This is a genomic window from Cellulomonas sp. NPDC058312 (assembly GCF_042880135.1).
Classification (GTDB): domain Bacteria; phylum Actinomycetota; class Actinomycetes; order Actinomycetales; family Cellulomonadaceae; genus Cellulomonas.
This window is the reverse complement of sequence record NZ_JBHVZE010000004.1, coordinates 204,876-230,523: the sequence shown is the minus strand read 5'-3', so window position 1 is coordinate 230,523 and position 25,648 is coordinate 204,876. Positions and strand designations below refer to the sequence as shown.

Below are 25,648 nucleotides of genomic sequence, written 5' to 3'. Positions count from 1 at the left end.
CGCAGCGAGGGGGAGCAGTGACGACGGTCGGGAGCGGGAGCGGGAGCGGGAGCGCGGGAGCGGGCGGGACTGACGCCGACGCCGCGTTCTGCGCCGCCTGCGGGGCCGCGCTCGAGCCCGGCGCGGTGTTCTGCGGGAGCTGCGGGGCGCGGGTGGAGCGCGTGGCCGGCGTCGAGCCCGGGGGCGCGTCCGGGATCGGAGCCGCGTCCGCGTCTGCGGCCGGAGTCGGGGCCGGTACCGGGGCCGGGGCCGTCCGGCCGTTCGGCGACGCGACCTCGGTGGCGCCCGGTGCGGCGTCCGCGCGGCCCCTCCCGGCACCCCAGGTCCAGCCGCGCCGGACGCCGACCTGGTCGCTGGGCACCGACGTCGACGACGCCGTGGCACCCGTGTGGCGGCGCCTGGTCGCGCTGCTCGTGGACCAGTTGCTCGCCGTGCTGGTCGGCGGGCTCGGCGCGCTCGCTGTGCTCCCGTCGCTGCGCGGCGACGGGTCCGTGGGCGCGCTGCTGGTGCCGGGCCTGCTCCTGCTGCTGCTCGCCGCCGGCCAGTGGTTCGCCGAGGCGTTCGCGGGCCGCACCGTCGGCGGCGCGCTGCTGGGCACCCGCACCGTCTCCGCCCGCACCGGCCGACCCGCCGGGCTGTGGGCGGTGCTCGTCCGCTCCGTGGTGCAGGGCCTCGGCGGGATCGTCGGCGGCATCGGCGTCTACGTCGTCGCGGGCTCCGGCGCCTGGGACGAGGGCCCCGAGCAGCGTGGCTGGCACGACAAGGCCGCGGGCACGCTCGTGCTCCGCGCCCGACCGCTGCCGGTCGGACCCGACGGGAGGGCGCCCGGGGCGACAACCGGTGACGTACCCGGTGCCGACTCGTCCGCGCCCGATTCGTCCGCGCCCGCGTCCCCCGCGCCCGTGCCCGCCGCGCGCGAGGGTCGTCCCACCACCGCGCCGCCCGCGCCGCGAGCCCCGGAACCCGCACCCGTGCGCGCCCCTGCCGCGCCGCTCGCCGCCCCCGCGCCGTCCGGGCCCACGCTCGCAGGGCCCCCGCCGGAGCACGCCGTACGGGTCGCCCGCCCCGCCCCGGTGGACCCCGCGCCCGCGGTGGGCGCGCCAGAGCTCCCGGCGAGCGCGCCCGCGGTGCCGGTCGCGGGTCCCGCCCCCGACGGACCCCCGACGCACGCCGCCGAGCCGGTCCCGACGATGCTCGCCGGTCCCGCGCCGGTGACCCCGCCGGCACTCGGTCCCGAGTCGGACGCGGCCGAGCCGATCGCGGCCGAGCCGACTGCGACGGAGCCCGAGCGTCCTGCCTCGGCACCGGTCCCCTCGGAGCCCGAGCGTCCCGCCCCGGCGCCGCTCCCCGCGGCGCCCGTCGACGACCTCCCGGACGCGACCATCCCCACGGTCCCGGTGCTCGGCGACCTCGAGCACACCCGCGTCGCGGGCTGGGGCGGGGCGGCGCCGCAGGACGTGCCGCTCGTGCTCGTCCTCGAGACCGGCGCCCGCGTCGAGGTCGGCGGGCCCGGCCTGATCGGTCGCCGCCCCGTCGCCGGCACCGCGAGCTGGACCCACCTCGTCACCGTCGAGGACCCCGAGCAGTCGGTGTCCTCGACCCACCTCGAGTTCCGCCCGGTTCCCGGCGGCCTGGAGGTCGTCGACCGCGGCTCCACCAACGGCACCGTGCTCGTCGACCCGGCCGGCACCCCGTGGACGCTGCCGCCCGCCCAGCCGGCCCACGTCACCGCGGGCTGGACCCTCGTCCTCGGCAACCACCGCATCCAGGTCACCACCACCTGACCGCGCGCCCCGCGCGCGCTGCCCGAGCGCGCCCTGGAGCGGCCAGTGCGCCCTCGGCCGAAGGCGCACGCGCCGCGTCGGGGCGCACTCGCCGACGGTTGCCGCGGTCGCCGGCGGGGGAGCGTGGGAGCGCACCCGTGCGCGACCCGGAGAGGGCGGGTGCGCCCTCGCGCGGTGGCGCACTCGCCGCCGGGTGGCGCGCTCGCCGCGCTGCGGGCCGCCCGCCCACGCCGGCCCGGGTCAGGAGGTGGGTGGGGTCCAGGCGAGCTGGACGACCTGGCGGCCGTGGTCGCGGGTGACGAGCTGCGCGCGGCCCGCGACGCCGGGGACGGGCTTGGCGCCGCCGATGAGCGCGCCCTCGTCGGGGCTGCCCGACAGGACCAGCCCGGGGGCGGCGAGGTCGCGCAGGGCCTGGAGCACGGGCTCGTACATCGCGCGCCCGGCGCCACCGGACCGGCGGGCGAGCACGAGGTGCAGGCCGACGTCGCCGGCCTGGGCCAGCAGGGGCACCAGCGGGGCCAGCGGGTTGCCGGAGCTGGTGGCGACGAGGTCGTAGTCGTCGACGAGCACGTACACCTCGGCGCCCGTCCACCAGGACCGGTTCCGCAGCTGCTCGGGGGTGACGTCCGGGCCGGGCATCCGGGAGCGCAGGTAGTCGGCGAGGCCACCGATCTCCGCGGCGGCCTGCTCCTGGGTGGTGAAGTAGCCGGCCAGGTACTCCTCGGGGATCTCGCCGAGCAGCGACCGCCGGAAGTCGATCGCGAAGATCTGCGCCTGCTGCGGGGTGTGCAGGCGGCGGATCTCGGCGGCGACCCCGCGCAGCAGCGCCGACTTGCCGGAGCCGCCGTCGCCGAAGGCGTACAGGTGCGCCTCGTCGGTGACGTCGACGCCGACGGGCGCGAGGTTCGCCTCGTCGATGCCGAGCAGCAGCCGGCTCGCGTCGCCGCGCTGGTCGGCGCGGACCGCGTCGAGCGTGATCTCGTCGGGCAGCAGCCGCAGCTTCGGTCCGGCGGGGCCCTGCCAGGCGGCGTTGACGGTCTCCACGAGGTGCGTGACGCCGGCGCCGAGCGTGCCCGGGTTCGGGTCGGAGTCGACGCGGGGGAGCGCGGTGAGCACGTGGTGCTTGGAGACGGACAGACCGCGACCCGGGCGGTCCTTCGGGACGTTGACGGCGACCTTGCGGTCGAACTCGGAGTCCATCGGGTCGCCGAGCCGGAGCTCGATCCGGGTGCCGAACACGTCCTTGATCTGGGTGCGGAAGTCCATCCAGCGGGCGGCGGACGCGACGAGGTGGACGCCGAACGTGAGGCCCCGGCCGGCGAGCGCCTGGATGCGCGCCTCGAGCTCGTCGAACTCGTTGCGGACCGTGGACCAGCCGTCGACCACGAGGAACACGTCCCCGTAGCCGTCGTCGGCGGTGCCCTGGGCGCGGCGCGTCCGGTAGGTCTCGATGGAGTCGATGCCCTGCTGGCGGAAGTACCGCTCGCGGTTGTCGATGATCGACTCGACCTCGGCGACCGTGCGGCGGACCACGTCGGGCTCGGCGCGGGAGGCCACACCGGCGACGTGCGCGAGCGCGGCCAGCGGGGCGAACGTGCCGCCGCCGAAGTCGAGGACGTAGAACTGCACCTCGAGCGGGGTGTGGGTGAGCGCGAGCGCGGTGACGACGGACCGCAGCACGGTGCTCTTGCCGGTGCGCGGCGCGCCGACGACCGACATGTGGCCCGCGGCGCCGCCGAGCGAGACGGTGAGGTTCTCGCGGCGCTGCTCCAGGGGGCGGTCGACGGTGCCGAGCGGCACGGTGAGGGTGCCGGCGGACCGCCAGCCCGCGGACACCAGGCCGAGGCGCGGGTCGACGGCCAGGTCGGGCATGAGCTCGTCGAGGGTGCGGGGCACGACCAGCGGGGGCAGCCACACCTGGTGGGCGGGCGGGCCCTGGTCCTTCATCCGGTCGACGGCGATGTCGAACGTCGCGCGGGTCTCCTCGGCGTCCGCGGTGACGACCTCGGTGGTGGCGGGCTGCTCGGCGACGCCGCCGAGCACGGGCGCGGCGGTGAACGCCTCGAGCCGGGCGTGCCCGGTGCCCGCGGTGGCGCCGCCCTGCACGGACCGGCGGCGGCCCTTCGGCGGCCCGGAGACGTACGCGGCGCGGAACTGGATCATCGTCGTGGTGTCGGGCTTGAGGTAGCCCATGCCGGGGACGGGCGGCAGCGTGTACGCGTCGGGGACGCCCAGCACGGTCCGGGACTCCGCGGCCGAGAACGTCCGCAGGCCGATCCGGTAGGACAGGTGCGACTCGAGGCCCCGCAGCCGGCCTTCCTCGAGGCGCTGCGAGGACAGCAGCAGGTGCATCTGCAGCGACCGGCCGAGGCGCCCGATGGTGACGAACAGGTCGACGAACTCGGGCTTGGCGGACAGCAGCTCGGAGAACTCGTCGCAGACGATCAGCAGGGCGGGCAGCGGCGCGAGGTCGGTGCGGCCGCCCTTGCGGGCCTTCTCGTAGTCGGCGACGTTCGCGAAGTTGCCCGAGGCGCGCAGGAGCTCCTGGCGGCGGACCATCTCGCCCTGGAGGGCGTCCTGCATGCGGTCGACGAGCGTGAGCTCCTCGCCGAGGTTGGTGATGATCGCGGAGACGTGCGGCATGTCCGCCATGCCGGCGAACGTCGCACCACCCTTGAAGTCGACGAGGACGAAGTTGAGGTCCTCGGACGAGTGGGTCAGCGCGAGCGCGAGCACCAGGGTGCGCAGCACCTCGGACTTGCCGGAGCCGGTGGCACCGATGATGAGGCCGTGCGGCCCCATGCCCTGCTGCGCGGACTCCTTGATGTCGAGGGAGACGGGCTGGCCCTGCGGGGTCACGCCGATCGGCACCCGGAGCTTGTCGCGGGCGAGCCGGGGCCGCCACGCGACGGACAGGTCGAGGTCGCGGACGTCGCCGACGCCGAGCAGGTCGACGAGCTCGGACGAGACCTCCTCGTCGGAGCGCTCGGGGCCGGACTCGACGTGGAGGGGCAGCAGGCGGCGGGCGGTCGCCTCGGCGTCGGCGAGGGACATCTGGTCCCCGTCGACGCGCACGGGCGGGTTGCCGAGGCGCAGCACGTCCACGGGCGCGCGCACGGCGTCCTCGGTGGCGACGGCCGCGCCCACGTTCAGGCGCAGGGTGGTGGGCTCGTCGAGCTCGCCCCACCGGTCGGGCAGCTCGAGCACGGTCACGCCGAGGACGCCGTCGGCGGTGAGGATCGGGTTCCCGACCGGGACGCGCCCGCCGTCGACGACCACCAGCACATGGGGGAGGGTCGCCTCGGCGGCGTAGCCGAACCGCGGCCTGTCCGTGAGGTCCTCGGGGAGCAGGCCCTCGATGTCGGCGAGGTCGGTGCCGATCATCCGGGCCGCCCCGACGGCGTCGCGGGACCGCGGCGAGTGGGCGTGCGGCAGCCACTTCACCCAGTCCCACTCGGGCATCGCGGCGTCGCCCGCCAGGACGGCGATCTGCAGGTCCTCGGGCGCGTGGAACGTGGCGAGCTGGCTGAGGACGGCACGGGCGAGCGCGCGGGTCTCGGCGGCGGCGCCGGTGACCTCGATCCGGGCGACGGACCGGACGTCGAACGCCAGCGGCACGCCCTGCTGCACCCGGTGCGTCACGAGGAACCGGTGCGCGGCGGACGCGGCGACCGGGTCGAGCTGGGCGAGCGGCGGGGTCTGCGGCGCCTCGAGGTCCAGGCACAGGGGCTGCGCGCCGACACCGACGCGGGCGGCGAGGAAGTCGTCGTGCTGCGACCGGCGCTCCCAGACGCGGGTGCGCTCCTCCGCGACGGCGGCGAGCGCGCGCGGGTCCGGGGAGGACCACTCGGCGGCACGGCGCTGCGCGCCCGCGGCCTGGCGCACCGAGCCGCGCAGGTCGGCCAGGTAGGCCAGGTACTCCCGGCGGGCGCCGACGACCTGTGCCTGGTGCTGCGACCGCTGCCGCCAGCCGTTGACGCCGACGAAGCCGAGGGACGCGAGCAGGAACATGCCGGCGGCGATGTACCCGCGGGGACCGGGCTGGTTCATCGCGACGAACACGATGGAGCCCACGGAGCCGAGCATCGGGATCGCGTTGGCGAGCATCCCGCTGATGCCGTCGGACGGCTGGATCTCCGGGGGCGGCTGGAGGACGACCTGCCCGCTGGGGACGGCGGGCGGCTCCAGGCGCGTCCCCTGCTGCGTCGCGATCGACATCGTCGGCGCTCGGTCCCTCCTGCCGGGCGGGGAGCCGCACGCCCCCCGACGTTCCTGTGGCGTCAACCTACCGTCCGGGACCGACGTCGGCCCCGTCGCGCTGCGCCGGACGGGCGACCCCGGCAGGGCCGGCCGTGGGACGGGTGCCCGTGACGTGCCGTGCGGGACGGCGGGGACCGCATAGCATGACAGGCGCCACGCCCGGGGGCAGGCGGGTCCGCCGCCGACGCCCCGGCCCGGTGCGGGCACCACCGGCGGGAGAAGGAGGCGCGCGTGACCGTCCCGGCCACCGCCGTGCAGCCCCTGACCCGGGTCGCCGTGCACCTCGGCAGCCGGCGGCTCGACGTCGCCCTCGACGCCTCCCGGACCCTCGCCGAGGTGCTGACCGCCGCGGGCGTGACCCGCACCCCGGGACTGCTCGTGATCGACGCGGGCGGGCGCGCGCTCGACCTCACGTCGCCGCTGGCCGCGCAGGTCGAGGACGGCTCGCTCGTGCACGTCGTCGCCCCCGCGCCCCGGCCCCGTGGCCGCGCGGCCCGGGCCCGCGCCGCGTGGGTCGCCCGCCGTCCCGACCCGCAGCCCGCGCTGATCGGTGCCGCCGGGGCGTCCGCCGCGGTCCTCGGTGCCGTGGAGCTGCTCGACCCGGCCCACCGGGGGTGGGTCGCGTTGGTCGCCGCGGTGGTGCTCGGCGTCGGCGCGCTGCTGCTCGCGACCGCGCGCACCACGGCGGAGTCGGCCGCCACCCTCGTCGCCCCGCTGCTGGGTCTGGCCGCGGGCGTCGCCGCCGTGGACCCGGCCGGGGACGCCGACCGCCGGCTCGCGCTGGTGGCCGGGCTGGTCGCCGCGACCGGCGCCGCCGCGGTCCGGTTCGTCACCACCCGCGCGCAGCGCCGAGGTCAGGACCTCGCGACCGTGCTGCTGACCGCCGTCGGGGTCGTCGCCGGGCTGGCCCTGGCCGTGCTGCTCGCCGGGCTGCCCGCGGTCGTCGTCGCGGCCGTGCTGCTCGGCCTGGTGCCGTTCGCCCTGCGGCTGCTGCCCGTGTGGTCGCTGTCCGTGCCCGACGACCAGCTCGTCGACCTCGCGCACGTCGCCCGCACCGCCCCGTCGGTCCGCGGGCCGCGGCCGCGCGGGCTCGGCCGGGTCAACGAGCGCCAGGTCGGCCGCACCGTCGACTCCGCCGAGCGGCGGTCCGACGCGGGCGTGCTGCTGGTCTGCGCGGTGCCGCCCGTCCTGGTGCCGGTGCTGCTGGTCGCCGCGCTCGGCGACACGCTGCGCGGCTGGGGTGCGGTCGTCCTCGTCGCCGGGCTCGTCGTCGTGCTCAGCCTGCAGCCCCGGTCCGCCCGCGGCGCCGTCGCGCGCTGGGCACCGCGGGTGGCCGCCGCGCTGGTGCTCGTGGAGCTGGCCGCGGTCGGCGGGTCGCGGCTCGACGACGGTGCGCTGGTGGCGGTCGGCTGCGTGCTGCTCGCGCTCGTGGCGGCGGCGGTCAGCATCGCCCTCGGCCGTGGCTGGTCCTCGGTGGTCGCGTCGCGGTTCGGCGACTTCGTGGAGGGCCTGGGGGTCGTGGCGGCGATGCCCGCGGCGCTGATCGCGGCCGACATGATCGAGACGCTCCGCCGGATGACGTCGTGACTCCGCGGGGTGGGCTCGTGACCCGGTCGGGTGGCGCGGGCCGGGGCCGGCGGCCGGACGATGGCAGGATGACGCGCATGACGGGGGTCGGGACGTGGAGCCGAGCATGAGCACGACGACTCCCGGGCCCGCCGGCGGCGTCGGCACCGTCGCCGTCCGCGAGTGCGCGAGCTGCCGCCGCCCGGTGCGCGCCGACGCCCGGTTCTGCACCGCCTGCGGTCAGCCCGTCCAGGCCGACGTCACCGTGCACGTCGTCGAGGCCCAACCCCGCACCCGCGTCGAGCAGCGGCCCCGCGAGCCGCGCCCCGCCGTGCTGCACCCCGCGTTCGGTGCCGCGGTGCCCGCCGGGCCGGGCCGCCGGGTGCTCGCCTACGCGATCGACGCGGTCGCGGTCGGCACCGTCGCCGGCGGTGTCCTCGTGGGCACGGGGTCGCTGCTGCTCGTCGCGCTGACCGTCGTCGAGCTGGCCGTCGGGCTCGTCGTCTGGGAGGCGCACACCGGCCGCACCCTCGGCAACAGCCTGCTCGGCCTGCGCACCGCCCGCGAGGAGACCCCGTACTCGGTCGGGCCCGCGCGTGCGGCGCTGCGCGGGCTGGTGCTCGCCGCCGGGCACGCCGCCGCGGGGCTCGGCCAGTGGCTCGTCGTCGCGTCGGGCGCGTTCGACAGGACCGGCAGGGCCCAGGCCTGGCACGACCGGGTCGGCCGCGCCGTCGTCGTGGACGTGCGTGCCCACGAGCGGGCGGTCGAGGAGGCGCTCGACGCCGCGGACGCCGCCGCCGGGCGACCCGCGCCGCCGCAGGCCCGACCGCAGGGCGCGGGGCCGGTGCCCGTGGGTGCTCCGCAGGTGACTGCCGCGCAGGTGCCGGTGGCCCCGCCGTCGCGTGCCGCCGGCGGGACCGCGCCGGCGCCGGTCGCCCCGCCGCAGCCCGCGACGCCCTCGGGTGCCGGTGCGGCGACCGCCGCCCCGTCCGGCCGCCGCGCCGCCCGCGAGGTCGCCGCGCAGCCCGCCGCGCCGACCGCGGGTCCCGGTGCCGCCCCAGGCCCGGGTGCGGCCCCGGACGGCTGGACGGGTGTGCGCCCCGTCGTCCCCGCGCAGGCCCGCCCCGACGAGCCCGCGCCCGCCCGCGTCGCGCACCAGGCGCAGCCCGCACCGTTCCTCGTCACCCTCGACACCGGTCAGGTCATGTCCGTCACGGGCCCCGGCCTCATCGGCCGCGCACCGCGCCCCACCCCGGGCGAGCGCTGCGACCACGTCATCGTCGTCGACGACCCGGAGCGGAGCGTCTCACGCACGCACGCCCGGTTCGGGATCGACGGCAGCACGTTCTGGGTCTGCGACGCCGGTTCCGGCAACGGCACGACGCTGCGGCTGCCCGACGGGCGGGTCGTGGCCGTGCCCGCCGACCAGCGGGTGCCGGTGCCGTCCGGGTCGACGATCCAGGTGGGGGACCGCGGGGTGCGGATCGACGCGCCGGGGGCTGCGCGGGGCTGAGGTCGGGGAGGCCGGTCGGTGGCCGCGCGCGCCGGCGGTGTGCTCAGGAGCCGGGCGGCTTCTCGGTGGGGGTGATGCCGGGCCACTCGCGGTAGCCGCGTCCTGGCCCGTAGGTGAGGAACACGGTCACCTGTGCGCCGTCCTGCCATGCCGACAGTCCCCCGAGCGCGTGGCCGTCCCGGTCGAGGAAGTTGCACCCCATCGCGCCGCTGGCCGACTGGCGTCCGGTCAGCTCGTCGGTGTCGGGTCCCGCGTCGAGCTGGATGCACAGCGGGTCGCCGAGATCGAGCACGCGGACCGCCTCGGCGACCCGGTCCTCGACGTCGTCCAGCGTCAGGCCCGTCCAGAACACGGCCTCGGCGGTCACACCCTCGAGGTACCGCCCGTACTTCCGGGTCTGGGGATTGGGCCAGCGCTCGACGCGGTCCGCCCCGGCGGTGATCATGCGGGCGAACGGGCCCGCGGTGAACAGGGCCTCCTGCTCCCACGGCTCCGCCCGTCGGTCGTGGATCACGAGCCCGACGGGGACGCCGATGAGCACCGCGACGACCCCCACGACGCCCAGCGCGACGAGGCACCCCCGGCGGCTACGCACGTCGCCTCCGCCACGCGACCAGGGCCAGCGCCGCCGCGCCCGCCAGCAGGGTCGCCGCTCCGGCGGCCCCGAGCGGGCTCGTGCGCGTGGTGGCCGTCGTCGCGAGGGGGTCGGGCGCGGCACCCGGTCCTGGCCCGCCGGTGCCCGTCCGGTGTCCCGGCCCGGTCGACGTGGCGTCGGGGGCCGGCGCCGGCGCCGGCGGGGTGGGTGCCGCCGAGCCGGTAGGTGTCGGCGCATCGGCGCCCGCGGACCCGCCGGTGGCGGGCGCCTGCGAGGGGGACCGCTCCCCGGCCGGTCCGGGAGCCGGATTCCCGGTGTGCTCGCCGGGCGCGGCTGTGGTGTCGCCGGCGGTGGCCCGGCCGACGCCGACGACCGGGGCCACGCACGCCGGGTCGTCGGTCGTCTCGGCGTGCGCGTACCCGACGGCCGTGCCGGTGCGCGTCGTCGACGTGAACCGCACGGACAGCAGCGGGCTGCCGTCGACGGCGGGCGTCACGAGCTCATCGCGCACCCGTCCGTCGTCGTCGGCGGTGGTGGTGGCCGTCGACATGACGCGGCCGTCGACGTGGACCTGCGCGGTGACGGCGGACCCGGGCGCGAACCCCTCGCCGCGGTACGGCACCCGCTCGCCGGGGACGACCGCGTCGCACCGTGGTGTCCCGGGACTGCTGGGGCCGTGGCCGAGCCGGACCTCCGCGAAGGTCGTCGCGGCGACGGCGTCGATCGTCTCCTGCGGGTAGCGGGCGAGGACCGCCGCCGGGTCGGTCGCGATCCGCGGGTCGCCCGGTGGCTCCGTGGCCGGGGGCTCGGCCGGGTCGGCGGTCCGGGCGCCCGCGGCGTCGGACGCCGGGTCGAGCACGTCGGCCGACGCGTCCGCGCCCGAGCCCTGGCCTGCGAGCGTCTCGTTGACGATCCGGGCGTAGTGCGCGACGCCCTGGGAGGTGGGGTGGAACGACGCGGCGCTGACCACGTGGCCGAAGTCCTGGTCCAGGTCGCTCATGCGGGTGGTCTCGACCGGGTAGACGTGGTTGTCGAGGTCGCACACCAGGTGCCCCTCGAACGCGTCCCGCACGTCGGCGACCTCCACGTGCCGGCGCCGCGCCTGGTGGTGGACGATGTCCGCGAACGTGTCGGCCTGCGCGCGCAGCCAGCCGCGCTCGCCCGGGCCGAGCGCCAGGCAGGTGTTCCCGAACACCGGGCCGGCCCAGCTGCCGCTGACCAGCCGTGGGTAGGTCAGGGCGATGACCCGGGTGTCCGGGCCGGTCCGGTTCCGGACGTCCCGGTAGATGCCGCCGAGCTCGCTGCCGACCAGGGCCATCCGGATGGTCGACCAGTCCCGCAACGTGATGTCCCGGCCCAGGGCGTCGGTGACGAACGCGTCGTCGTAGCAGGCGATCTTCTGCATGCAGTGGCTGATGATCGGGGCGAAGCCGATGTCGTTGCCGCCGATCGACAGGGTCACCAGGTCGGTGTCGGGGGTGAGGGCCTGGACCTGGGGTGGGTTGGTCAGCCACTTGCCAAACCCCTCCTTGAGCTGCGGCACGGTGTCGAGGTTGACCATGCGCGCCCCGGAGCACGCGACGAGGCCGAACGCGGTCCGGTCCGGGTCGTCGGCCGCCTGGTCCGCGATGGTGTCGCCGGTCCCGTCGCGCCGCACCAGCGCGGGCCAGCCGCGCGCGGACCGGTGGCACAGGAACGCCTCGGTCCTGCCGGTGCCGGTCGTGGGGTCCTGGTCGAGGTACGGCCGGACGCCCTCGCCCGAGGCGTAGGAGTCGCCCATCGCGACGTACCGGAACACCTCCCCGACCGTGAACGGCACCTGCTGCACCGACGTCGACCCGTCGACGTAGCGCGCGGTGACGGTCGCGGTGGCGGGGCCGTGGGCGACGTCCCGGACGGTCGCGGACCAGCTGCCGAGGGCGTCGACCGTGGCCGCGGTGGTGCTGCTGCCCACGGTGACGTCCACGCCGAGCACCGCCGCCGGGGTGCTCGAGGTCAGCGCCGACCGCAGGCCCGCGGGGTTCGACACCGACGTGCACACGTCGCCGCCGGCCGCGGCGAGGCTCGCGAGCGCGGACCTCGCGGCGCACCCCCCGGACCCGAGACCGATCGCGAACGTCCGGACCTGGAGCCCGAGCGCGGCGACCCGGTCGAGGGTCGCCGGACTCACCGGGCCCTGCCCGTCGGACAGCACGAGGACCACCTGGCGGGCACCCGCGACCGCGGGGTCGCCGAACGCCTCCGCGGCCCGGGTGATCGCGGCGTCGAAGCTCGTGCCGCCGGTGAGGCGCGCGCCGACGTACTGCCCGACCGAGTCGACCCGCAGCGACGACGCGACCGTGGTCAGCCGCGGGATGACGTCCGTGCCGGTCCCCGGGCCCGTGGCGGTGGCGCCCGGCGTCACCCAGTACGGACTCGCGCCCAGGTCCGGGTCGGGGTCGACCGTCGCGACCACCGCCGTGCCGGCGAACGCCGTGAGCCCGACCCGCACCCCCGTCGCGGCGGCGGGCTGCGCGCGCAGGTCCGCGTTCAGCGCCCCGACCGCGGCGATCTCGCAGTCCAGCACGTCCCCACGGCGACCGTCCGCGTTCAGGTCGTCCCCGGCCGACGTGCCGTCCCCGTCGCAGTCCATCCCGACGGACCACCACGTCGAGCTGGAGACGTCCACCACGAACTGCACCCACCACCCCGGCCGCCCCGACGCCGACGGACCCGGTCAGCGTGACGTCGGGTCCCGAGACGCGCGCGCCGTCCACCGGGTGCGACACGGACACGTCCCGCTCGTCGCCCCCGGTCGCGGACGCGGGCGCGGTAGCCGTCAGCAGCGTGGTCGCCGCGAGGGCGGCGGTGACGGCGAGGGCGGCGACCCGCGAGGCGGTCGGGACGTGGCGTCGGGTCGGCATGTCGCGACCGTAGGGTCGTGCCGACCCCCGCCCGCGCCGTCCCTGCGGGAGCCTCGGGCGTGCCTGCGTGCTCCTACGGAGGCCTCGCGCACTCCGGCACCCGGCACGTCCCGCCTCTCAGCCGGTGGGGGTGATGCCGGGCCACTCGCGGTAGCCGCGCCCAGGCCCGTAGGTGATGAGCACGGTCACCTGTGCGCCGTCCTGCCACGCGATGACGGCGCCGAGAGCGTGACTGTCGCGGTCGAACACGTTGCACCACAGCGCGCCTGTAGCCGACTGGCGGGCGGTCAACTCGTAGGCGTCGGGGCCCGCGTCGAGCTGGATGCACAACGGGTCGCCGAGATCGAGCGCCTGGACGGCCTCGGCGACCCTGTCCGCGACGTCGTCAAGGGTCAAGCCCGTCCAGAACACGGCCTCGGTCGAGACGCCCTCGAGGTACCGCCCGAACTTCTGGGTCTGGGGACGGGACCGGCCCTCGACGCGGTCCGCCCCGGCGGTGACGATGCGGGCGAACGGACTCGCGGTGAGCAGGGCCTCCCGCTCCCACGCCTCGGGTCGACGTTCGAGGATCACGAGCCCGACGGGGACGCCGATGAGCACCGCGACGACCCCCACGACGCCGAGCGCGACGAGGCACCCCCCGCGGGGACGGCGGCGCGGGTGCCCGGGGTGCGGCGGCGGGGGCGGCGGCTCCGGCGGGGTCGGCATCCCCGGACCGTAGGGCCGCGCAGCCCGGTGGGCCGTCGGTTCCTGCGGTCTCCGCGGGGGTCGTCTGCGTGCTGCCACGGACGCGGTCGGCCGCGCGTGCCCCCGGTGATGGTGCTCGGAGGGTCGGCCTCCAGCGTGAGCCTCAGGTCGTCAACCCGTCGGTCCGTGGCGCGGGCGGCGGCGCATCACGACGGTCACCGTGACTGCGGCCAGGGCGACCGCACCGGCGATCGAGCCGCCGATGACGAGCAGGTTCGGCCCGGTCTCCGGCTCGTCGAGCGTGGCGGGTCGGGTTCCAGAACCGGGCGCCGTCGGACTGGAGGTGGGGGTGGACTCGGTGTCGCTGATGACGCCGAGGTCCTCGGCCGTCGGGAACGCGTCGGCGTCCGTCCGGATGAACGGGTTGAGATCGGGGAGCGTCGTGGGGTCGACGGTCATGAGCTGGCGGACGTCGATCGCGCCGTAGCCGCGGGTCTCGTCGCGGACGGGCTCGTGGACGCTGCCGTCGGTGGTCCGGACGACGGCCTGCAGGATCTGGTTGCTGGTCGCCTCAGGGTGGGCCGACATCGCGAGGGCGATCACACCCGCGGTGATCACCGAGGAGTGGGAGGACCCGGTCGAGGTCCCGTAGTACGTGAGTGTCGGGTCGATCGTTCGGATAGCTGTTCCAGGAGCGAGACGTCCGAGCTCCGGGCCTGACGTGCTTCCAGGGTCGACGGACCCGTCGACGGTCGTCGTCCCCGTCGCGATGGCGCCGTTGCGGGTGGCGGGCTCCCCTGACACCCGACCGCCACGGTTACCGCCGGCTCCGATGACGATGACGCCCGCCCGCACCGCCTGAGACAAGTCCTCGGAGGGGACGCTGGTCTCACCGGGAACCACCACGACGTCCGCGCCGGCAGCGACCGCGTCGGCGAACGCCTGTGACGAGCTGTGCTCCTGGGAGCCGGGGACGGGGCACACGCTGCCGTTCGTCCGGTCGTACACCGTGACGTGCGCGCCGGGTGCAACTCCCTTGATACCCGGGTCCCCCGGGAACCCGGCGCCAGTGCCGATCAGGAGAGCCGCGATCGTCGTGGTGTGCTGCGCGCGTTCGGACGTCCCGGTCGCGGGCCGTGCCTCGCCGCCCTCGCTCTCTGCGCAGTACGAGGGCTCACGGACGGAGAGGTTGGTGCCGACGAGGTCCGGCGCGCTCGGGTTGACGGTGCTGTCGATGAGCGCGATGTTCACCCCGGCCCCGTTGGCGATCTGCTGGGCCTCGGCGATCCCGGTGTGGGTGAAGTACCAGAGCCCGTCGGTATCGGTCGCCGCGGATGCGGTCGGGGCGAGGAACACGGACGACCCGAGGAGGGCGGCGACGGCGAGGCCGTGCGCGGCGCGGGGCGTGGTGGTAGGCCTCATCAGACGAGATCACTTCGGGACCGGCGAGGGACGCCCGCGACGGTCTTCAGCGAGTGGGCGAGCATGACAGCCTTTCGTCGCGATCATTCATGGTGGTCTTGGTTCGCGCTCTGCGCGGTCTGTCGTGAACGGTGACGTCGGCGAAGTACGAGACTCGTGCCGGCGACCAGCGCGAGCGCGGCGATGCCAAGCACGACCGGCAGTGTGCTGACCGACTCCTCGGAACCGCCCGACGCGGCGCCGGGAGGGGCTGCGTCAGGCGTCTCGGGCCCGTCGGGGGCGTCGAGCTCGAGGAAATCCTCGGCCTGCGGCTCAGACCACGCCGTGTCGAAGATGAACGGGTTCTCGTCCGGCATGCTCAAGGGGTCGGACGCAAGCATCTGCCGGACGTCGACCGCCCCGAAGCCGCGCTCACCCGTCCTGCTCGGCGCGTGCTGGCTTCCGTCCGTCGTCCGGACCAACGCCTGCAGGATCTGGTTGGTGGTGGCGTCCGGGAACGCGGAGATGGCGAGCGCGAGGGCCCCGGCGGTGAAGGCGGCTGAGTTGGACGACCCCGTCGTCGTGCCGTAGTAGCTGTAGGTCGGATCCATCGACCGGGTGTCGGCACCGGGGGCTACGACACCCAGCAGGTCTCCAACAGGACTACCCGGGTCTGTTGCGCCGTCGGCGGTGGTCGTGCCGGTGGAGATGACGCCGTTGTACCCGGCGGGGGGACCGGTCACCGGGCCCCCTTGGTTTCCGCCAGCGGCAACCACGATGACGCCTGCGCGCACCGCCTCCACCACATCCTCCGGGTCCACCGCGGTCGTCCCCGGGACGACGATGATGTCAGGACCCGAGGCGATCGCGTCGAGGAAGGCGGCGTTGTACGCCGGCAACTCCTCCGACGTCGGGCACAGTCCTTCCTCGAGCAGGGAGGCGAACGTCGTGACCGAGGCACCGGGGGCGACCCCCTTGACGCCCGCCTCTCCGCCGTTTCCCACTCCGGTCCCGAGGATGAGGGAGGCCATCGACGTCGTGTGCCGTGCGCGTGGTGACGAGTCCGCTGCCGGGGCAGCCGTGCCTCCGTCGACCTCGGCGCAGTACGACGGCTCGTGCACCGTGAGGGACGTACCGACCAGGTCGGCGGCTGCGGGGTTCACCAGGCCGTCAACCAGGGCGATCCTGACGCCCGCGCCCGTGACGGTCTGGTGGACCTCTGCCAGGCCGGTGTCGTTGTAGTACCAAAGACCGTCCTGGATGTCCGCAGCCGCCGCCGACGACGTCGGCAGGGCGAGCGCGACCATCACGCTAGCGCCAGCGAGCGGCCCTAGCGTGCCGCGGCGCGTCCGCGACTCTCTCGTTCGACTGCTCTGAGTGGCCCGTCGCATGGTCCGTCCCTTCACGCCGATGCTCCGACGTCGCCCCCTGCGACGCGCATGCGCGGATCGTGCCCGCCGCGTCATGCGGGGCGGGCACGATCCGCAGGTACTTGCTTCGTGCTCGTGGACGTCCTCGGTCCCGGAATGGTCCGAGCGGACGTCACGCGGTGATGAACGCTCGGGTCACCACTCGTCGTCGTCGGCCTGGGCGACCGCCGGGGCGGGTGCGCGCAGCGCGTCACGACCCCCGGCGCCGGCGCCGGCACCGAGGTCGGGCCGTAGTGCACCGTCCTCGACGGCGATGTCTGGGGCCAGCAGCCCCGACGACTGACGCCGCTTCGAGGCGCTGCCCGCGCCGCCGCCGGCTCCGCCGCCACCCATCGGGCCCATCGGTCCACCGGCACGCTGGCCGGAGGCCGCCGCACCCGCGGTGCCGGTCTGCGAGCCCTGTCCGAGCGCAGACGAGGTCGAGCCGGACAGCGCGGAGCCCGAGGTCCCCGCACCGCCGCCGAAGCCGCCCGCCGTCCCGGCGCCACCGGCGCTGACCCGGCCGAGACCGCCCGCACCACCCGAGCCGCCGATGCCACCTACGGCACCCAGGCCACCGGCACTGCCCGAGCCGCCTGACACCGAGCCGGCGGCGAGCCGGTTGAGACTGGCACCCCCGAGAGCTGCGCCGCCGACCGTCAGCCCGCCGGCCAGACCGCCCGCACCGAGGCCACCCAGTCCGCCCGAGCCGGAACCGTACCCACCGTTGCCCGACCCGCCGGAGCCGCCGAGGTACCCACCGCCGCCGGACCCCGATCCACCAGGGACGACGCCGCCGACGCTGCCGTCGGACGAGCTGCCGTCACCGGTCCCAGGGATGTGACCGCCGCCGGTGCCGGAGCCGCCGGGGTAGGTCGGGGAGACCGTGCCTCCGCCGCCCGATCCGCTGCCGCTGTTCGAGCCCGAGCCCAGCTCGGAGCCCCCGGACGCCGGGGGGTTCCACGACGGCTGGACGGAGCTGCCGCCCGTTCCGCCGCTGACCCAGCTGGAGCCGACGGTCCCGCCCACGCTGCCCTGAGGGGTGTAGCCACGCATGTTGCCGGTGGACGGGGTGGTGCTGGTGCTCGAGCTGCTGGTGTCGCCACTGTCGGGGAGCTCGCTGAACTCGTAGTCGGTCGCGGCGGTGTCAGGCATTCGGATGCTGCCGAGATCGGTCTGCAGTCGAGACAACGCGGCGGCGGCGTCGCTCTCGCGGGTCGCCTCGTGGCGAGCAAGGAAGGCGGCGGTCTGCGCGACGCCGACGGCAGGACCCACCACCGGCGCGATACGGGCCGCAGTCACGATGACTCGCTCCTGCGGAGTCAACGCGACGTCGGGCAGCTCGTGAAAGCTCTCCTGGGCTCGCTGAATCGCAGCGCCCGCGGTCTTGGCGGCGCTGCCGAGCGTCTCGAGCTCTGCGGCGATGCCGTTGATCCTCGACGCAACCTCGGCCAGGCGAGCGTCCGCAGCTGAGCCGCTCTCACCGTCGAGCCCGACGGCCCCGACCAGCCCGGTCAGCGACTGCGCGGCGTCCGTCGCGGCCGTTGCCTGCAGACCGAGCGTTGAGTCGGTCTGCCCGATCGAGGCAAGATCGGCGTCGAGAGTCCGCCTGAGCTGTTCGGCGCTGTCACCCATGGTGGTGCCCCCCGTGAGGTCCTGTGTCGGTTGAAGAGGTTGTTCGGCGGCGCCGCACGACGACGACGGTGAGCACGAGGACGACGACCAGCACCGCACCGGCGACTCCCAGGACCACCACGACCGAGTTCGACTCCGCGTCGTCAGTCGGAGCGCTGTGCGGCTCATCCGTCGGACGCGCGTCGTCCGGTTCCTCGGAGGCGGTGGGGGTCGATGCAGGCGCGAACTCGGTGGCCGGCGGCCGCAGGCTCGGGAGATCCCCGACGAACGGGTTCTCGTCCGGGAACGACGACGGGTCGGATGCGAGCAGAGCTCGGGCGTCGACCTGTCCGAAGCCTCGCGTCAGCGACTTGTCGAGCTCGTGCAGGGAACCGTCGGTGGTCCGTGCCAGCGCCTGGAGGATCTGGTTGCTCGTGGCGTCAGGGAACGCCTCCATCGCGAGGGCGAGAACTCCTGCCGTGTATGCCGCGGAGTTCGAGGACCCGGATGTGACTCCGTAGTAGCTGTACGTGGGATCCGTCGAGCGGAGATCCTTCCCGGGCGCCACGACTCCCAGGCGCTCTCCGCTCGGGCTCCTCGCGTCGAGTGATCCGTCGACGGTCGTGGAGCCAGTCGTCACGACGCCGTTCAGGGTCGCGGGCGTGTCGGCGATCGCCCCGCCGTCGTTCCCTGCCGACGCGACGACGATGACTCCAGCACGGGCGGCCGCGAGGATGTCCGCAGGCCTGACGTCGACGCCGCCAGGGACCACGATGATGTCGGAACCGGCGGCGATCGCCTCGGGGACGCTCGCGCGCGGACCGATGGGCTCGTCCGGGCTGGTGGGGCAGAGGTAGTCCTCGAGCCGCGCGGCGTAGACCGTGACGGCAGCGCCAGGGGAGACGCCCTTGACCCCCGCCTCGCCGCCGGTTCCGGTGCCCGTGCCGATCAGCAGGGAGGCCATCGACGTGGTGTGCCGGGCTCGCTCGGTCGTGCTCGCCGTCGCGGCTGCGGGTCCGCCCTCGACCTCGCCGCAGTAGGACGGTTCCCGGAGCGCGAGCGAGGTGCCCACGAGGTCGGGCGCGGACGGGTTGACGAGGCCGTCGACCAAGGCGATCTGGACGCCCGCGCCCGTCACCCGCTGGTGGATCTCCTCGAGCCCCGTGGCGTTGTAGTACCACAGGCCGTCGTCGATGCCGTCGGCTGATGCGACCGACGGTGCGAGGAGGAGTAGTGAGCAGGCAGCGACGGCGACGACCCGACGGGTTCGCGCGGTGGTCCGGCCCATCAGACGGCGAGCATCCGGTGCGCGGTCGTGAGCTCGCGCACGGTCTCGAGCCGCTTGGCCAGTGCCTGGAGGCGCTCTGCCTCGGCCTCGTCGCGGGCCTGAAGGGACCGTGCGCTCTCGGCGAGGGCGAGGCGGCAGGCCTCGATCTCCTCCTCGACGCCACGGATCCGTGTGGCTGACGCACTCAGGGCGGAGCGGTACTGGTCGGCGAACTCGGCGACCCCGGTGATCGCGGGCCAGACGTTGCTCGTCTGCTGCCCGCGCAGGGTCGTGACGCGGTCGCGCATCCGCTGCACGTCCCCGTGCAGGAGGATGAGCTTGTTGAGATTGGCCTCGATCTGCTCGAGGGTCAGCCCGGTAACGCCAGCCACGTCCCGTCCTCCTGTGTAGTCCCGACACCGCGGGTTCCGACATCGCCCCCTGCGACGCGATGGCCGCGCGGTCGCGCCCTGCCGTCCGGGGACGGCGGTCGCGACCGCGCGGGTCGTGCTGTGCTCGGCCGGTCCCTCGTGGGTCAGGCCGGAGCGGGTGGGTTCACCAGCGGGCGGCGTTGTTCCGCTCGGTGCTCTGGTACTCCTCGCCCGAGGTGGACACCGCGCGGCCGACGTCGGCGAGCAGCGCCTTCATGTCGGTCAGCGCGGCCTCCCACTTGGCCTTGGCGGCGGTGTAGGCCGTGGAGGCCTCACCGGACCAGTTGGCGCGCAGCGGCTGCAGCGAGGCGTCGAGGTCGTTCAGACGCGACTCGATGTTGCTCGCGGAGGCCTGGATGTCGGCGGCGGCGGTCGACAGACCCCCGAAGTTGACCTTGAGGTCGCTCATGGGTGTGATCCTCTCCCGATCAGCCCAGCCGGCCCTGAAGGCGGCTCATGGCGGACTGCTGGGCCTCGTCCGACGCGGTGTACGTCGACTGCGAGGTGAGCAGGTTGGACTCGAACTCGTTGAGCGCGGACACGATCTTGTTCGCGTCCTCGCGCCAGCGGGCCATGAGCTGGTTGAACGCCACGGCGCCCTGACCCTGCCAGTGCGACCCGATGCTGGAGAGCTTGCCCTCCAGGCTGCCGAGCTCGCTCTTGAGCTCGCCGCGGCTCTGTGCGACCGCGTCGGCGCCCTGCTTGAGTGCGCCGTCTGCTGCGGAAACCTCTGCTGCCATGTCCACCTCCCCCTACACGGCCCGGTGGGCCTTGCGTGACGTGCGCCCGGTCGGCGCCGCCTGAACCGAGCACACGTCCCGGACCGATCGCAGGCTACTTCACAGGTTCGGATCACGTCAGGTGAGGTCACCCGACCTGTGGACGACCACGCTGACCGGTGTCATGGTTCACCCGATCGGCCCAGCACCAACTGGGTGATCCGTCAACTATCGACCGATTTGTCCTACCCGATCCGGTGCCCGCGCAAGCCCCCTGGGTGCACGGGGCGGCGGCGGTCGCGGCGCCGTGCGTCGGCGGGGTGCCACCCGGACGGACCTGCCCCCGCCGGTCCGGGGCGGCCGGAGCCCCACCCCGTCGCTATGCTGACCGCCGACCTGCCCAGGGATTACAGGGGACCCCATGACAGACGCACCCACCTCCGCGACGTCCGTCGGGACGCTCGTGCGGGTGTCGGTGACCGCGGGGGACCGACGCCTCGACCTCGGGGTCCCCGGCGCCGTGCCGATGGCCGAGGTCGTGCCCGGCCTCGCCCGGCAGCTCGGCCTGCTCGACGCGACGACGGCGCACGGCGGCTACCGCCTGGTCCGCGCCGACGGCACGCCGATCGACTCCGCGCGCAGCCTCCTGGCCGAGGGCGTCGCCGACGGCGCGGTCCTGACCCTGGAGTCCGGCGCGCGCCGCGAGCAGGAGCGGATCTACGACGACGTCGTGGAGGCCGTGGCCGACGCCGTCGAGCACCAGTACGCGCCGTGGACGCCGCGCGACTCCGCGCTCAGCGCCGCGTGGGCGTCGGGGGCGCTGCTGCTGGCGGGTGCCGCGCTGCTGCTCGGTGCGGACCAGGCGTCGCTGGTCCCGCCGGTCGTCGCCGCGCTCGCCGCGGTGCTCGCCCTCGTCGCCGGCGCCGTCATCGGCCGGGTGGGCACGGAGCCCGCCGCGGGTCGGGTGCTCGTGCTGGTCGCGCCGGTGCTCGCGGGCGTCGCCGGGCTGACCGCCACGTCCACCCCGCCGTCGTGGGGCTGGCCGGCCGCGCTCGCCGGCACCGGGGTGCTCGTCGCCGGGCTGCTCGGGATGCCCGCGCTGGTCGACCGCCGCGAGCTCAGCGCGGCACCGCTCGCCGGCGGCCTGGCCGTGGCGGTCGCCGGGACGGCGATCGCGCTGACCGACGCCCGACCGGGCGAGGTGCTGGCCGTGGTCGTCGCCGTGGTCGCGACCGCCAGCATCGGCGTGCCGTGGCTCGCGCTGTCGAGCACGCCGCTGCGGGTCGTCTCGCCGCGCAACGACGCGGAGATCCTCGCGGACCCGCCCGCGGTGCAGTCGGCGCGCGTGCAAGCGCAGCTCGCCGCGGGGCACCGCATCCAGGTCGCGCTGCGCGTGGCGATCGGGGCGCTGGCGCTGCTGGCGACGCCCGCCGTCGTGCAGACCGGGATCGCCGGGACCGTCCTGCTCGTGCTCGCGTCCGCGGGCCTGCTGCTCGCCACCCGGCAGACCTACTCGCGGCTCGACGTGCTGCTGACCGTGAGCATCTCCGTCATCGACCTGGTGGTGGTGGCCGTCGTCGCCGCCGCGCAGCACCCGTCGTGGCGTCCGCTCCTGGTGGTCGTCGCCGGTGCGGCCGCCGCCCTGGTCATCGGGCTCGGCCTGGTCGCGCCGCGCCGCCGCGTCGGTCTGGCTCGGCTCGGCGACTTCCTCGAGATCCTCTGCCTGGCGCTGCTGCTGCCGCTGGGCGTGACCGCGGCGGGCCTGGTCTGACCCGTGGCCTCCAAGCGTGACCTCGTCGAGGCGCAGACCTACAGCCGTCGGCGCCTCCTCACCGCCTTCACCAGCGGCGCCCCGGGCGGGCGCGAGCTCGAGCCCACGAAGCCGTTGCGCGGTGTCGTCGCCGGTGTGTCCCTGAGCGTGCTGCTGGTGCTCGGCAGCCTGGGTCTGGGACTGCTCAGCCCGTCCCTGGCGGACGGCTGGGACGACCAGTCGCTGGTGATCGTCGAGGGCGACGGCAGCCGGTACGTCGGCATCCAGGGGACGCTGCACCCCGTGCTCAACGTGACCAGCGCGCGCCTGGTGCTCGACTCGGGGTCGTTCCACGTGGTCGACGTCAGCGAGGACGACATCACCGACGCCCCCCGCGGCGCGACCATCGGCATCCCGGGCGCCCCCGACGAGCTGCCCCTCGCCGGCCGGCTGACCTCGACGGGCTGGCTCGCGTGCGTCGCCCCCGACGGCACGACCGCGCTCGGGATCGACCCCGACACCACCGCCACCCCCGCCGGCCTCGGCACCGGTGCGCTGGTCGAGGTCGCCGGGACGCTCTACCTCGTCAGCGAGGGCACCCGGCACCGCATCCCCACCGGCGACGAGGCCGCCGTGCTGCGCGCCCTCGGCATGGACACCGCCGAGCCGCTGGCCGCAGGCGCGGACTGGCTCAACCTCGTGCCCGCCGGCACCGACCTCGCGCCGCTCACGGTCGCCGACGCCGGCTCGTCGGCGCTGCCGCAGGGCGGTCTGCCGATCGACACGCGGGTGGGCACGGTCGTCGAGGTGTCCGGCACCGGCGACGGGACCCGTCGCTACGTGGTCGACGCCCAGGGCGAGCTCGCCCCGCTGTCCGACCTCGCGTACCCGCTGTACCTGCTCGGCGCCGGGGACCTCGCGACGACGCCGCTGCAGGTCACGCCGTCGGAGATCGCCGCCGTGCGCACGTCCACGACGCCCGTCGCCCCGGCCGACCTGCCCGCGGCGGTCCCGACGCTCCCGGGTGCCGGCGCCACGACCTGCGTCGCGCTGACCACCGGCGACGCGGGGGAGTCCGTCGACCTGGTCGTCCGCGAGGGCGCACCCGTCGAGCCCGGTGTGCGCGTCGCCCCTGGGTCCGGCGCCCTGGTGCGCGCGCAGAGCGCCGACGGCGCCGCGGCGACCGTCCGGCTGGTCGACGGCTCGGGTCGCGCGTACCCCGTCCCCGACGCGTCCGACGAGGTGCTCGCCCGCCTCGGCTACACGCCCGACGACGTCACTCGCGTGCCCCCGGCCTGGGCGGACCTGCTGCCCACCGGGCCGTCCCTGACCGTGGAGGCCGCCGCGACCGAGGTGTCCGGTGGGACCGCCGCCGGGTCGACCGGGACGGCGACCGGCACCCAGACCGGCACCGGCACCGGCACCGCGACCGGTACCGCGACCGGGGCGCCGTGACCCTCGCGCACCGCGGCCCGGCCCGGCGTCGCGCCGCCGTCACCGGGCTGCTCGTCGCGCTGACGCTGCCCGCGTCGGGCCTCGCCGCCGCGGCGGCAGCCCCCACGACCGCCGTCCCCGCGACCACGTTCCCCACGACCGCGGTCCCCGCCGCCGCGGGTCGGCAGTGCGACCAGGCGGTCGTCACCTACGTCCCCGACTCGCCGCCCGCGCTCACGCGGCTCGCCGCGCCGCGCGCCTGGTCGTCGGCGACCGGCGCCGGCGTGGTCGTCGGGGTCGTGGACTCGGGCGTCGACAGCCGGAACGCGCACCTGACGGACGCGGTGCTCCCGGGCGTCGACCTGGTCGGCGTCGCGGGCGACCCGACCGGTCGCACCGACACCGCTGGGCACGGCACCGCGGTCGCGGGCCAGATCGCGGCGCGCCAGGTCACCGGGTCCGGCGTCGTGGGACTGGCCCCGGGTGCGACGATCCTGCCGGTCCGCGTGTACTACGCCGACGACGACCAGGCCCGCGAGCAGGGCGTCGCGCCCGACGCGGGGCGGATCGCCGCGGGCATCGACGCCGCGGTCGCCGGCGGGGCCCGGGTCGTCAACGTCTCGATGAGCACGCCGGTCGACACCCCCGCGCTCGCGGAGGCGGTGCAGCGCGCGACCGCCGCCGGTGCGCTCGTCGTGGCCAGCGCCGGCAACCGCACCACGAGCTCCGACGAGACCGACGGCCCCCGCTACCCCGCGGCCTACGAGGGCGTGCTGGCCGTGACGGCCGTCGACGTCGACGACAACCCGTCCGGTGACGCCATCCACGGCGCGCACGTGGACGTGGCGGCCCCGGGGACGAACATCCTCACCGCGTTCCACGCGGCGGGCGACTGCATGCTGTCCGGCGACGGGGTCTCCACCAGCTTCGCGACCGCGTACGTGAGCGCGGCGGCTGCCCTGCTGGTCCAGCGGTACCCCGAGGAGACGCCCGCGCAGTGGGCCCACCGCCTCGAGGTCACGGCCGCGCGCGACCAGCCCGCGGCACGCGACGACCTCGTCGGCTGGGGCGTCGTCCGCCCGGACGAGGCGCTCGCGTTCGTGGACGACGGCACCGCCCTCGGCCCGCCCAGCCCGGTGCACGCCGCCGCCGCGGGGGAGGCCGCGGACGCCCGGACGGTCGACGTGTCGCCGCGGGTCGACCCGCTGGCCGGGGCGCGTCGGGCCGCGGTGTGGTGGGGGATCGCCGGGGCTGCGGTGGTGCTGCTCGCCGCGCTCGGCGCGCGCGTCACGGGCCGACGACGCCGGGGCTGACCGCGGCACGCTGCAGCCGCTGGGCGCGCTGCGTACGCAGCCCGTCGACCGTCAGCAGCACCAGCGCGACCCACACGAGCGCGAACCCCCACCACCGCGCGGGCGCCATCGTCTCGTGCAGCACCAGCACCCCGATCGCGAACTGCAGCACCGGGGCGACGTACTGGAGCATCCCGACGACGCTGAGCGGCAGCCGGCGCGCGGCCTCGCCGAACAACAGCAGCGGCAGCGCGGTCGCGACCCCCGTGCCGGCCACGGCGAGCGCGTGCCAGCCCCCGTTGACCCCGAACGTCGCGTCGCCGGTCTGCTGCAGCCAGAGCAGGTAGACCAGCGACGCGGGGGCCAGGACCAGCGTCTCGGCGGCCAGGGCCGGGGCGGCGGTGACGCTGCGCCCGACGCGGTTCTTCAGCAGGCCGTAGACGCCGAACGAACCGGCCAGCGTCAGCGCCACCCACGGCAACCGCCCGAAGCCGAGGGTGATGACGAGCACCGCCACCCCGCCGAACGCCAGCGCGACCCACTGCAGGGGACGCAGCCGCTCGCGCAGCACCAGCACCGCGAGCCCGACGGTCACGAGCGGGTTGATGAAGTACCCGAGCGCCGCGTCCACCACGTGCCCGCTGAGGGCGGCGAACACGAACGTGAGCCAGTTGACGGCGAGCAGCACCGCGGCGGTCGCGACCAGGCCCATCGTGCGGCCGGACCGCAGGACGGTGCCGAGCGCGCGCCAGGTCCGGGTCAGGCTGAGCACCGCGGCGCAGAACACCAGCGACCACAGCACCCGGTGCGCGACGACCTCGACCGCGCCGGACGGCTTGAGCAGCTCGAAGTACAGCGGGAGCACGCCCCAGAGCAGGTAGGCGCCGAGGCCGGTCGCGAGGCCCCGGGGGTCGAGCGCGGTGGCAGGTGCGGCGGGGGGTGCGACGGGGGTCGGGGAGCTCACGCGCCGACCGTAACGCCCCCGCGGCAGGGGGTCGGTCGGGCGGCGGGGGCAGGTCCGCA

Annotated in this window: 18 protein-coding genes; 6 read left to right on the top strand and 12 right to left on the bottom strand. The window is 75.8% G+C overall.

Annotated elements, in window-relative coordinates; translation table 11 throughout:
• Nucleotides 1-17: 17 nt before the first annotated feature.
• Nucleotides 18-1,784, top strand: a complete 1,767-nt coding sequence (locus tag ACFVXN_RS13635) for an RDD family protein (RefSeq protein WP_389233237.1) — start codon at nucleotides 18-20, stop codon at nucleotides 1,782-1,784.
• A gap of 240 nt (nucleotides 1,785-2,024) precedes the next feature.
• On the opposite strand, the gene eccCa is transcribed toward ACFVXN_RS13635, so the two are convergent.
• Entirely contained in the window at nucleotides 2,025-6,002 is a 3,978-nt protein-coding gene (gene eccCa / locus ACFVXN_RS13630; RefSeq protein ID WP_389233234.1) for a type VII secretion protein EccCa, read from the bottom strand.
• 273 nt (nucleotides 6,003-6,275) lie between these two features.
• Here eccCa and ACFVXN_RS13625 point away from each other — a divergent pair, with 273 nt between their 5' ends.
• Both ACFVXN_RS13625 and ACFVXN_RS13620 read left to right on the top strand, forming a co-directional pair.
• Nucleotides 6,276-7,631, top strand: a complete 1,356-nt coding sequence (locus ACFVXN_RS13625) for a hypothetical protein (RefSeq protein ID WP_389233231.1) — start codon at nucleotides 6,276-6,278, stop codon at nucleotides 7,629-7,631.
• A 106-nt stretch (nucleotides 7,632-7,737) separates the two neighbouring features.
• On the top strand, nucleotides 7,738-9,123 hold the full coding sequence (locus ACFVXN_RS13620; protein ID WP_389233229.1) for an RDD family protein: 1,386 nt from the start codon (nucleotides 7,738-7,740) through the stop codon (nucleotides 9,121-9,123).
• A 43-nt stretch (nucleotides 9,124-9,166) separates the two neighbouring features.
• Here the strand turns inward: ACFVXN_RS13620 and ACFVXN_RS13615 are convergent, their stop codons facing one another.
• The 10 genes from ACFVXN_RS13615 to ACFVXN_RS13570 all read right to left on the bottom strand — a co-directional run bounded on the left by ACFVXN_RS13615 (nucleotide 9,167) and on the right by ACFVXN_RS13570 (nucleotide 20,170).
• Nucleotides 9,167-9,718 (bottom strand): hypothetical protein, encoded by a 552-nt coding sequence (locus ACFVXN_RS13615; RefSeq protein WP_389233226.1) that lies wholly within the window; start codon nucleotides 9,716-9,718, stop codon nucleotides 9,167-9,169.
• On the bottom strand, nucleotides 9,711-12,398 hold the full coding sequence (locus tag ACFVXN_RS13610) for a GDSL-type esterase/lipase family protein (RefSeq protein ID WP_389233223.1): 2,688 nt from the start codon (nucleotides 12,396-12,398) through the stop codon (nucleotides 9,711-9,713). The genes ACFVXN_RS13615 and ACFVXN_RS13610 overlap by 8 nt, the downstream gene beginning before the upstream one ends.
• 340 nt (nucleotides 12,399-12,738) lie before the next feature.
• Nucleotides 12,739-13,329 (bottom strand): hypothetical protein, encoded by a 591-nt coding sequence (locus ACFVXN_RS13605; RefSeq protein WP_389233220.1) that lies wholly within the window; start codon nucleotides 13,327-13,329, stop codon nucleotides 12,739-12,741.
• A 150-nt stretch (nucleotides 13,330-13,479) separates the two neighbouring features.
• Nucleotides 13,480-14,730: a S8 family serine peptidase gene (locus ACFVXN_RS13600; protein WP_389233217.1), complete on the bottom strand. Its 1,251-nt coding sequence runs from the start codon at nucleotides 14,728-14,730 to the stop codon at nucleotides 13,480-13,482.
• Between the two features lie 83 nt (nucleotides 14,731-14,813).
• Complete coding sequence (locus ACFVXN_RS13595; protein ID WP_389233214.1) at nucleotides 14,814-16,016, bottom strand: S8 family serine peptidase; 1,203 nt, start codon at nucleotides 16,014-16,016, stop codon at nucleotides 14,814-14,816.
• 258 nt (nucleotides 16,017-16,274) lie between these two features.
• Nucleotides 16,275-17,753, bottom strand: a complete 1,479-nt coding sequence (locus ACFVXN_RS13590) for a hypothetical protein (RefSeq protein ID WP_389233211.1) — start codon at nucleotides 17,751-17,753, stop codon at nucleotides 16,275-16,277.
• A complete protein-coding gene (locus ACFVXN_RS13585; protein WP_389233208.1) occupies nucleotides 17,746-19,020 on the bottom strand; it encodes a S8 family serine peptidase in 1,275 nt (424 codons plus the stop codon). The genes ACFVXN_RS13590 and ACFVXN_RS13585 overlap by 8 nt, the downstream gene beginning before the upstream one ends.
• Nucleotides 19,020-19,391 carry a hypothetical protein gene (locus tag ACFVXN_RS13580; RefSeq protein ID WP_389233205.1) on the bottom strand — a complete coding sequence of 124 codons (372 nt, stop codon included), beginning with the start codon at nucleotides 19,389-19,391 and terminating at the stop codon, nucleotides 19,020-19,022. The genes ACFVXN_RS13585 and ACFVXN_RS13580 overlap by 1 nt, the downstream gene beginning before the upstream one ends.
• Before the next feature lie 163 nt (nucleotides 19,392-19,554).
• Nucleotides 19,555-19,839, bottom strand: coding sequence for a WXG100 family type VII secretion target (locus tag ACFVXN_RS13575; protein WP_389233202.1), 285 nt, complete (start codon nucleotides 19,837-19,839; stop codon nucleotides 19,555-19,557).
• 19 nt (nucleotides 19,840-19,858) lie between these two features.
• Nucleotides 19,859-20,170 (bottom strand): WXG100 family type VII secretion target, encoded by a 312-nt coding sequence (locus ACFVXN_RS13570; protein WP_389233199.1) that lies wholly within the window; start codon nucleotides 20,168-20,170, stop codon nucleotides 19,859-19,861.
• 400 nt (nucleotides 20,171-20,570) lie between these two features.
• Here ACFVXN_RS13570 and eccD point away from each other — a divergent pair, with 400 nt between their 5' ends.
• Genes eccD through ACFVXN_RS13555 form a run of 3 tightly spaced genes read left to right on the top strand, consistent with a single transcriptional unit; the run spans nucleotide 20,571 to nucleotide 24,646 of the window.
• Complete coding sequence (gene eccD, locus ACFVXN_RS13565) at nucleotides 20,571-21,920, top strand: type VII secretion integral membrane protein EccD (protein ID WP_389233196.1); 1,350 nt, start codon at nucleotides 20,571-20,573, stop codon at nucleotides 21,918-21,920.
• A gap of 3 nt (nucleotides 21,921-21,923) precedes the next feature.
• On the top strand, nucleotides 21,924-23,354 hold the full coding sequence (gene eccB / locus ACFVXN_RS13560; protein WP_389233193.1) for a type VII secretion protein EccB: 1,431 nt from the start codon (nucleotides 21,924-21,926) through the stop codon (nucleotides 23,352-23,354).
• Nucleotides 23,351-24,646: a S8 family serine peptidase gene (locus ACFVXN_RS13555; RefSeq protein ID WP_389233190.1), complete on the top strand. Its 1,296-nt coding sequence runs from the start codon at nucleotides 23,351-23,353 to the stop codon at nucleotides 24,644-24,646. The genes eccB and ACFVXN_RS13555 overlap by 4 nt, the downstream gene beginning before the upstream one ends.
• On the opposite strand, the gene rarD is transcribed toward ACFVXN_RS13555, so the two are convergent.
• On the bottom strand, nucleotides 24,621-25,589 hold the full coding sequence (gene rarD, locus ACFVXN_RS13550; protein WP_389233187.1) for an EamA family transporter RarD: 969 nt from the start codon (nucleotides 25,587-25,589) through the stop codon (nucleotides 24,621-24,623). The two genes, ACFVXN_RS13555 and rarD, sit on opposite strands and share 26 nt — an antisense overlap.
• Between the last annotated feature and the right edge of the window lie 59 nt (nucleotides 25,590-25,648).

Coding starts and splice junctions, on each gene's coding strand:
- eccCa (WP_389233234.1), bottom strand. CDS start 6,002: ATGTCGATCGCGACGCAGCAGGGGACGCGCCTGGAGCCGCCCGCCGTC.
- ACFVXN_RS13620 (WP_389233229.1), top strand. CDS start 7,738: ATGAGCACGACGACTCCCGGGCCCGCCGGCGGCGTCGGCACCGTCGCC.
- ACFVXN_RS13605 (WP_389233220.1), bottom strand. CDS start 13,329: ATGCCGACCCCGCCGGAGCCGCCGCCCCCGCCGCCGCACCCCGGGCAC.
- ACFVXN_RS13600 (WP_389233217.1), bottom strand. CDS start 14,730: ATGAGGCCTACCACCACGCCCCGCGCCGCGCACGGCCTCGCCGTCGCC.
- ACFVXN_RS13595 (WP_389233214.1), bottom strand. CDS start 16,016: ATGGTCGCGCTCGCCCTGCCGACGTCGTCGGCGGCGGCTGCGGACATC.
- ACFVXN_RS13590 (WP_389233211.1), bottom strand. CDS start 17,753: ATGGGTGACAGCGCCGAACAGCTCAGGCGGACTCTCGACGCCGATCTT.
- ACFVXN_RS13585 (WP_389233208.1), bottom strand. CDS start 19,020: ATGGGCCGGACCACCGCGCGAACCCGTCGGGTCGTCGCCGTCGCTGCC.
- ACFVXN_RS13575 (WP_389233202.1), bottom strand. CDS start 19,839: ATGAGCGACCTCAAGGTCAACTTCGGGGGTCTGTCGACCGCCGCCGCC.
- ACFVXN_RS13570 (WP_389233199.1), bottom strand. CDS start 20,170: ATGGCAGCAGAGGTTTCCGCAGCAGACGGCGCACTCAAGCAGGGCGCC.
- eccD (WP_389233196.1), top strand. CDS start 20,571: ATGACAGACGCACCCACCTCCGCGACGTCCGTCGGGACGCTCGTGCGG.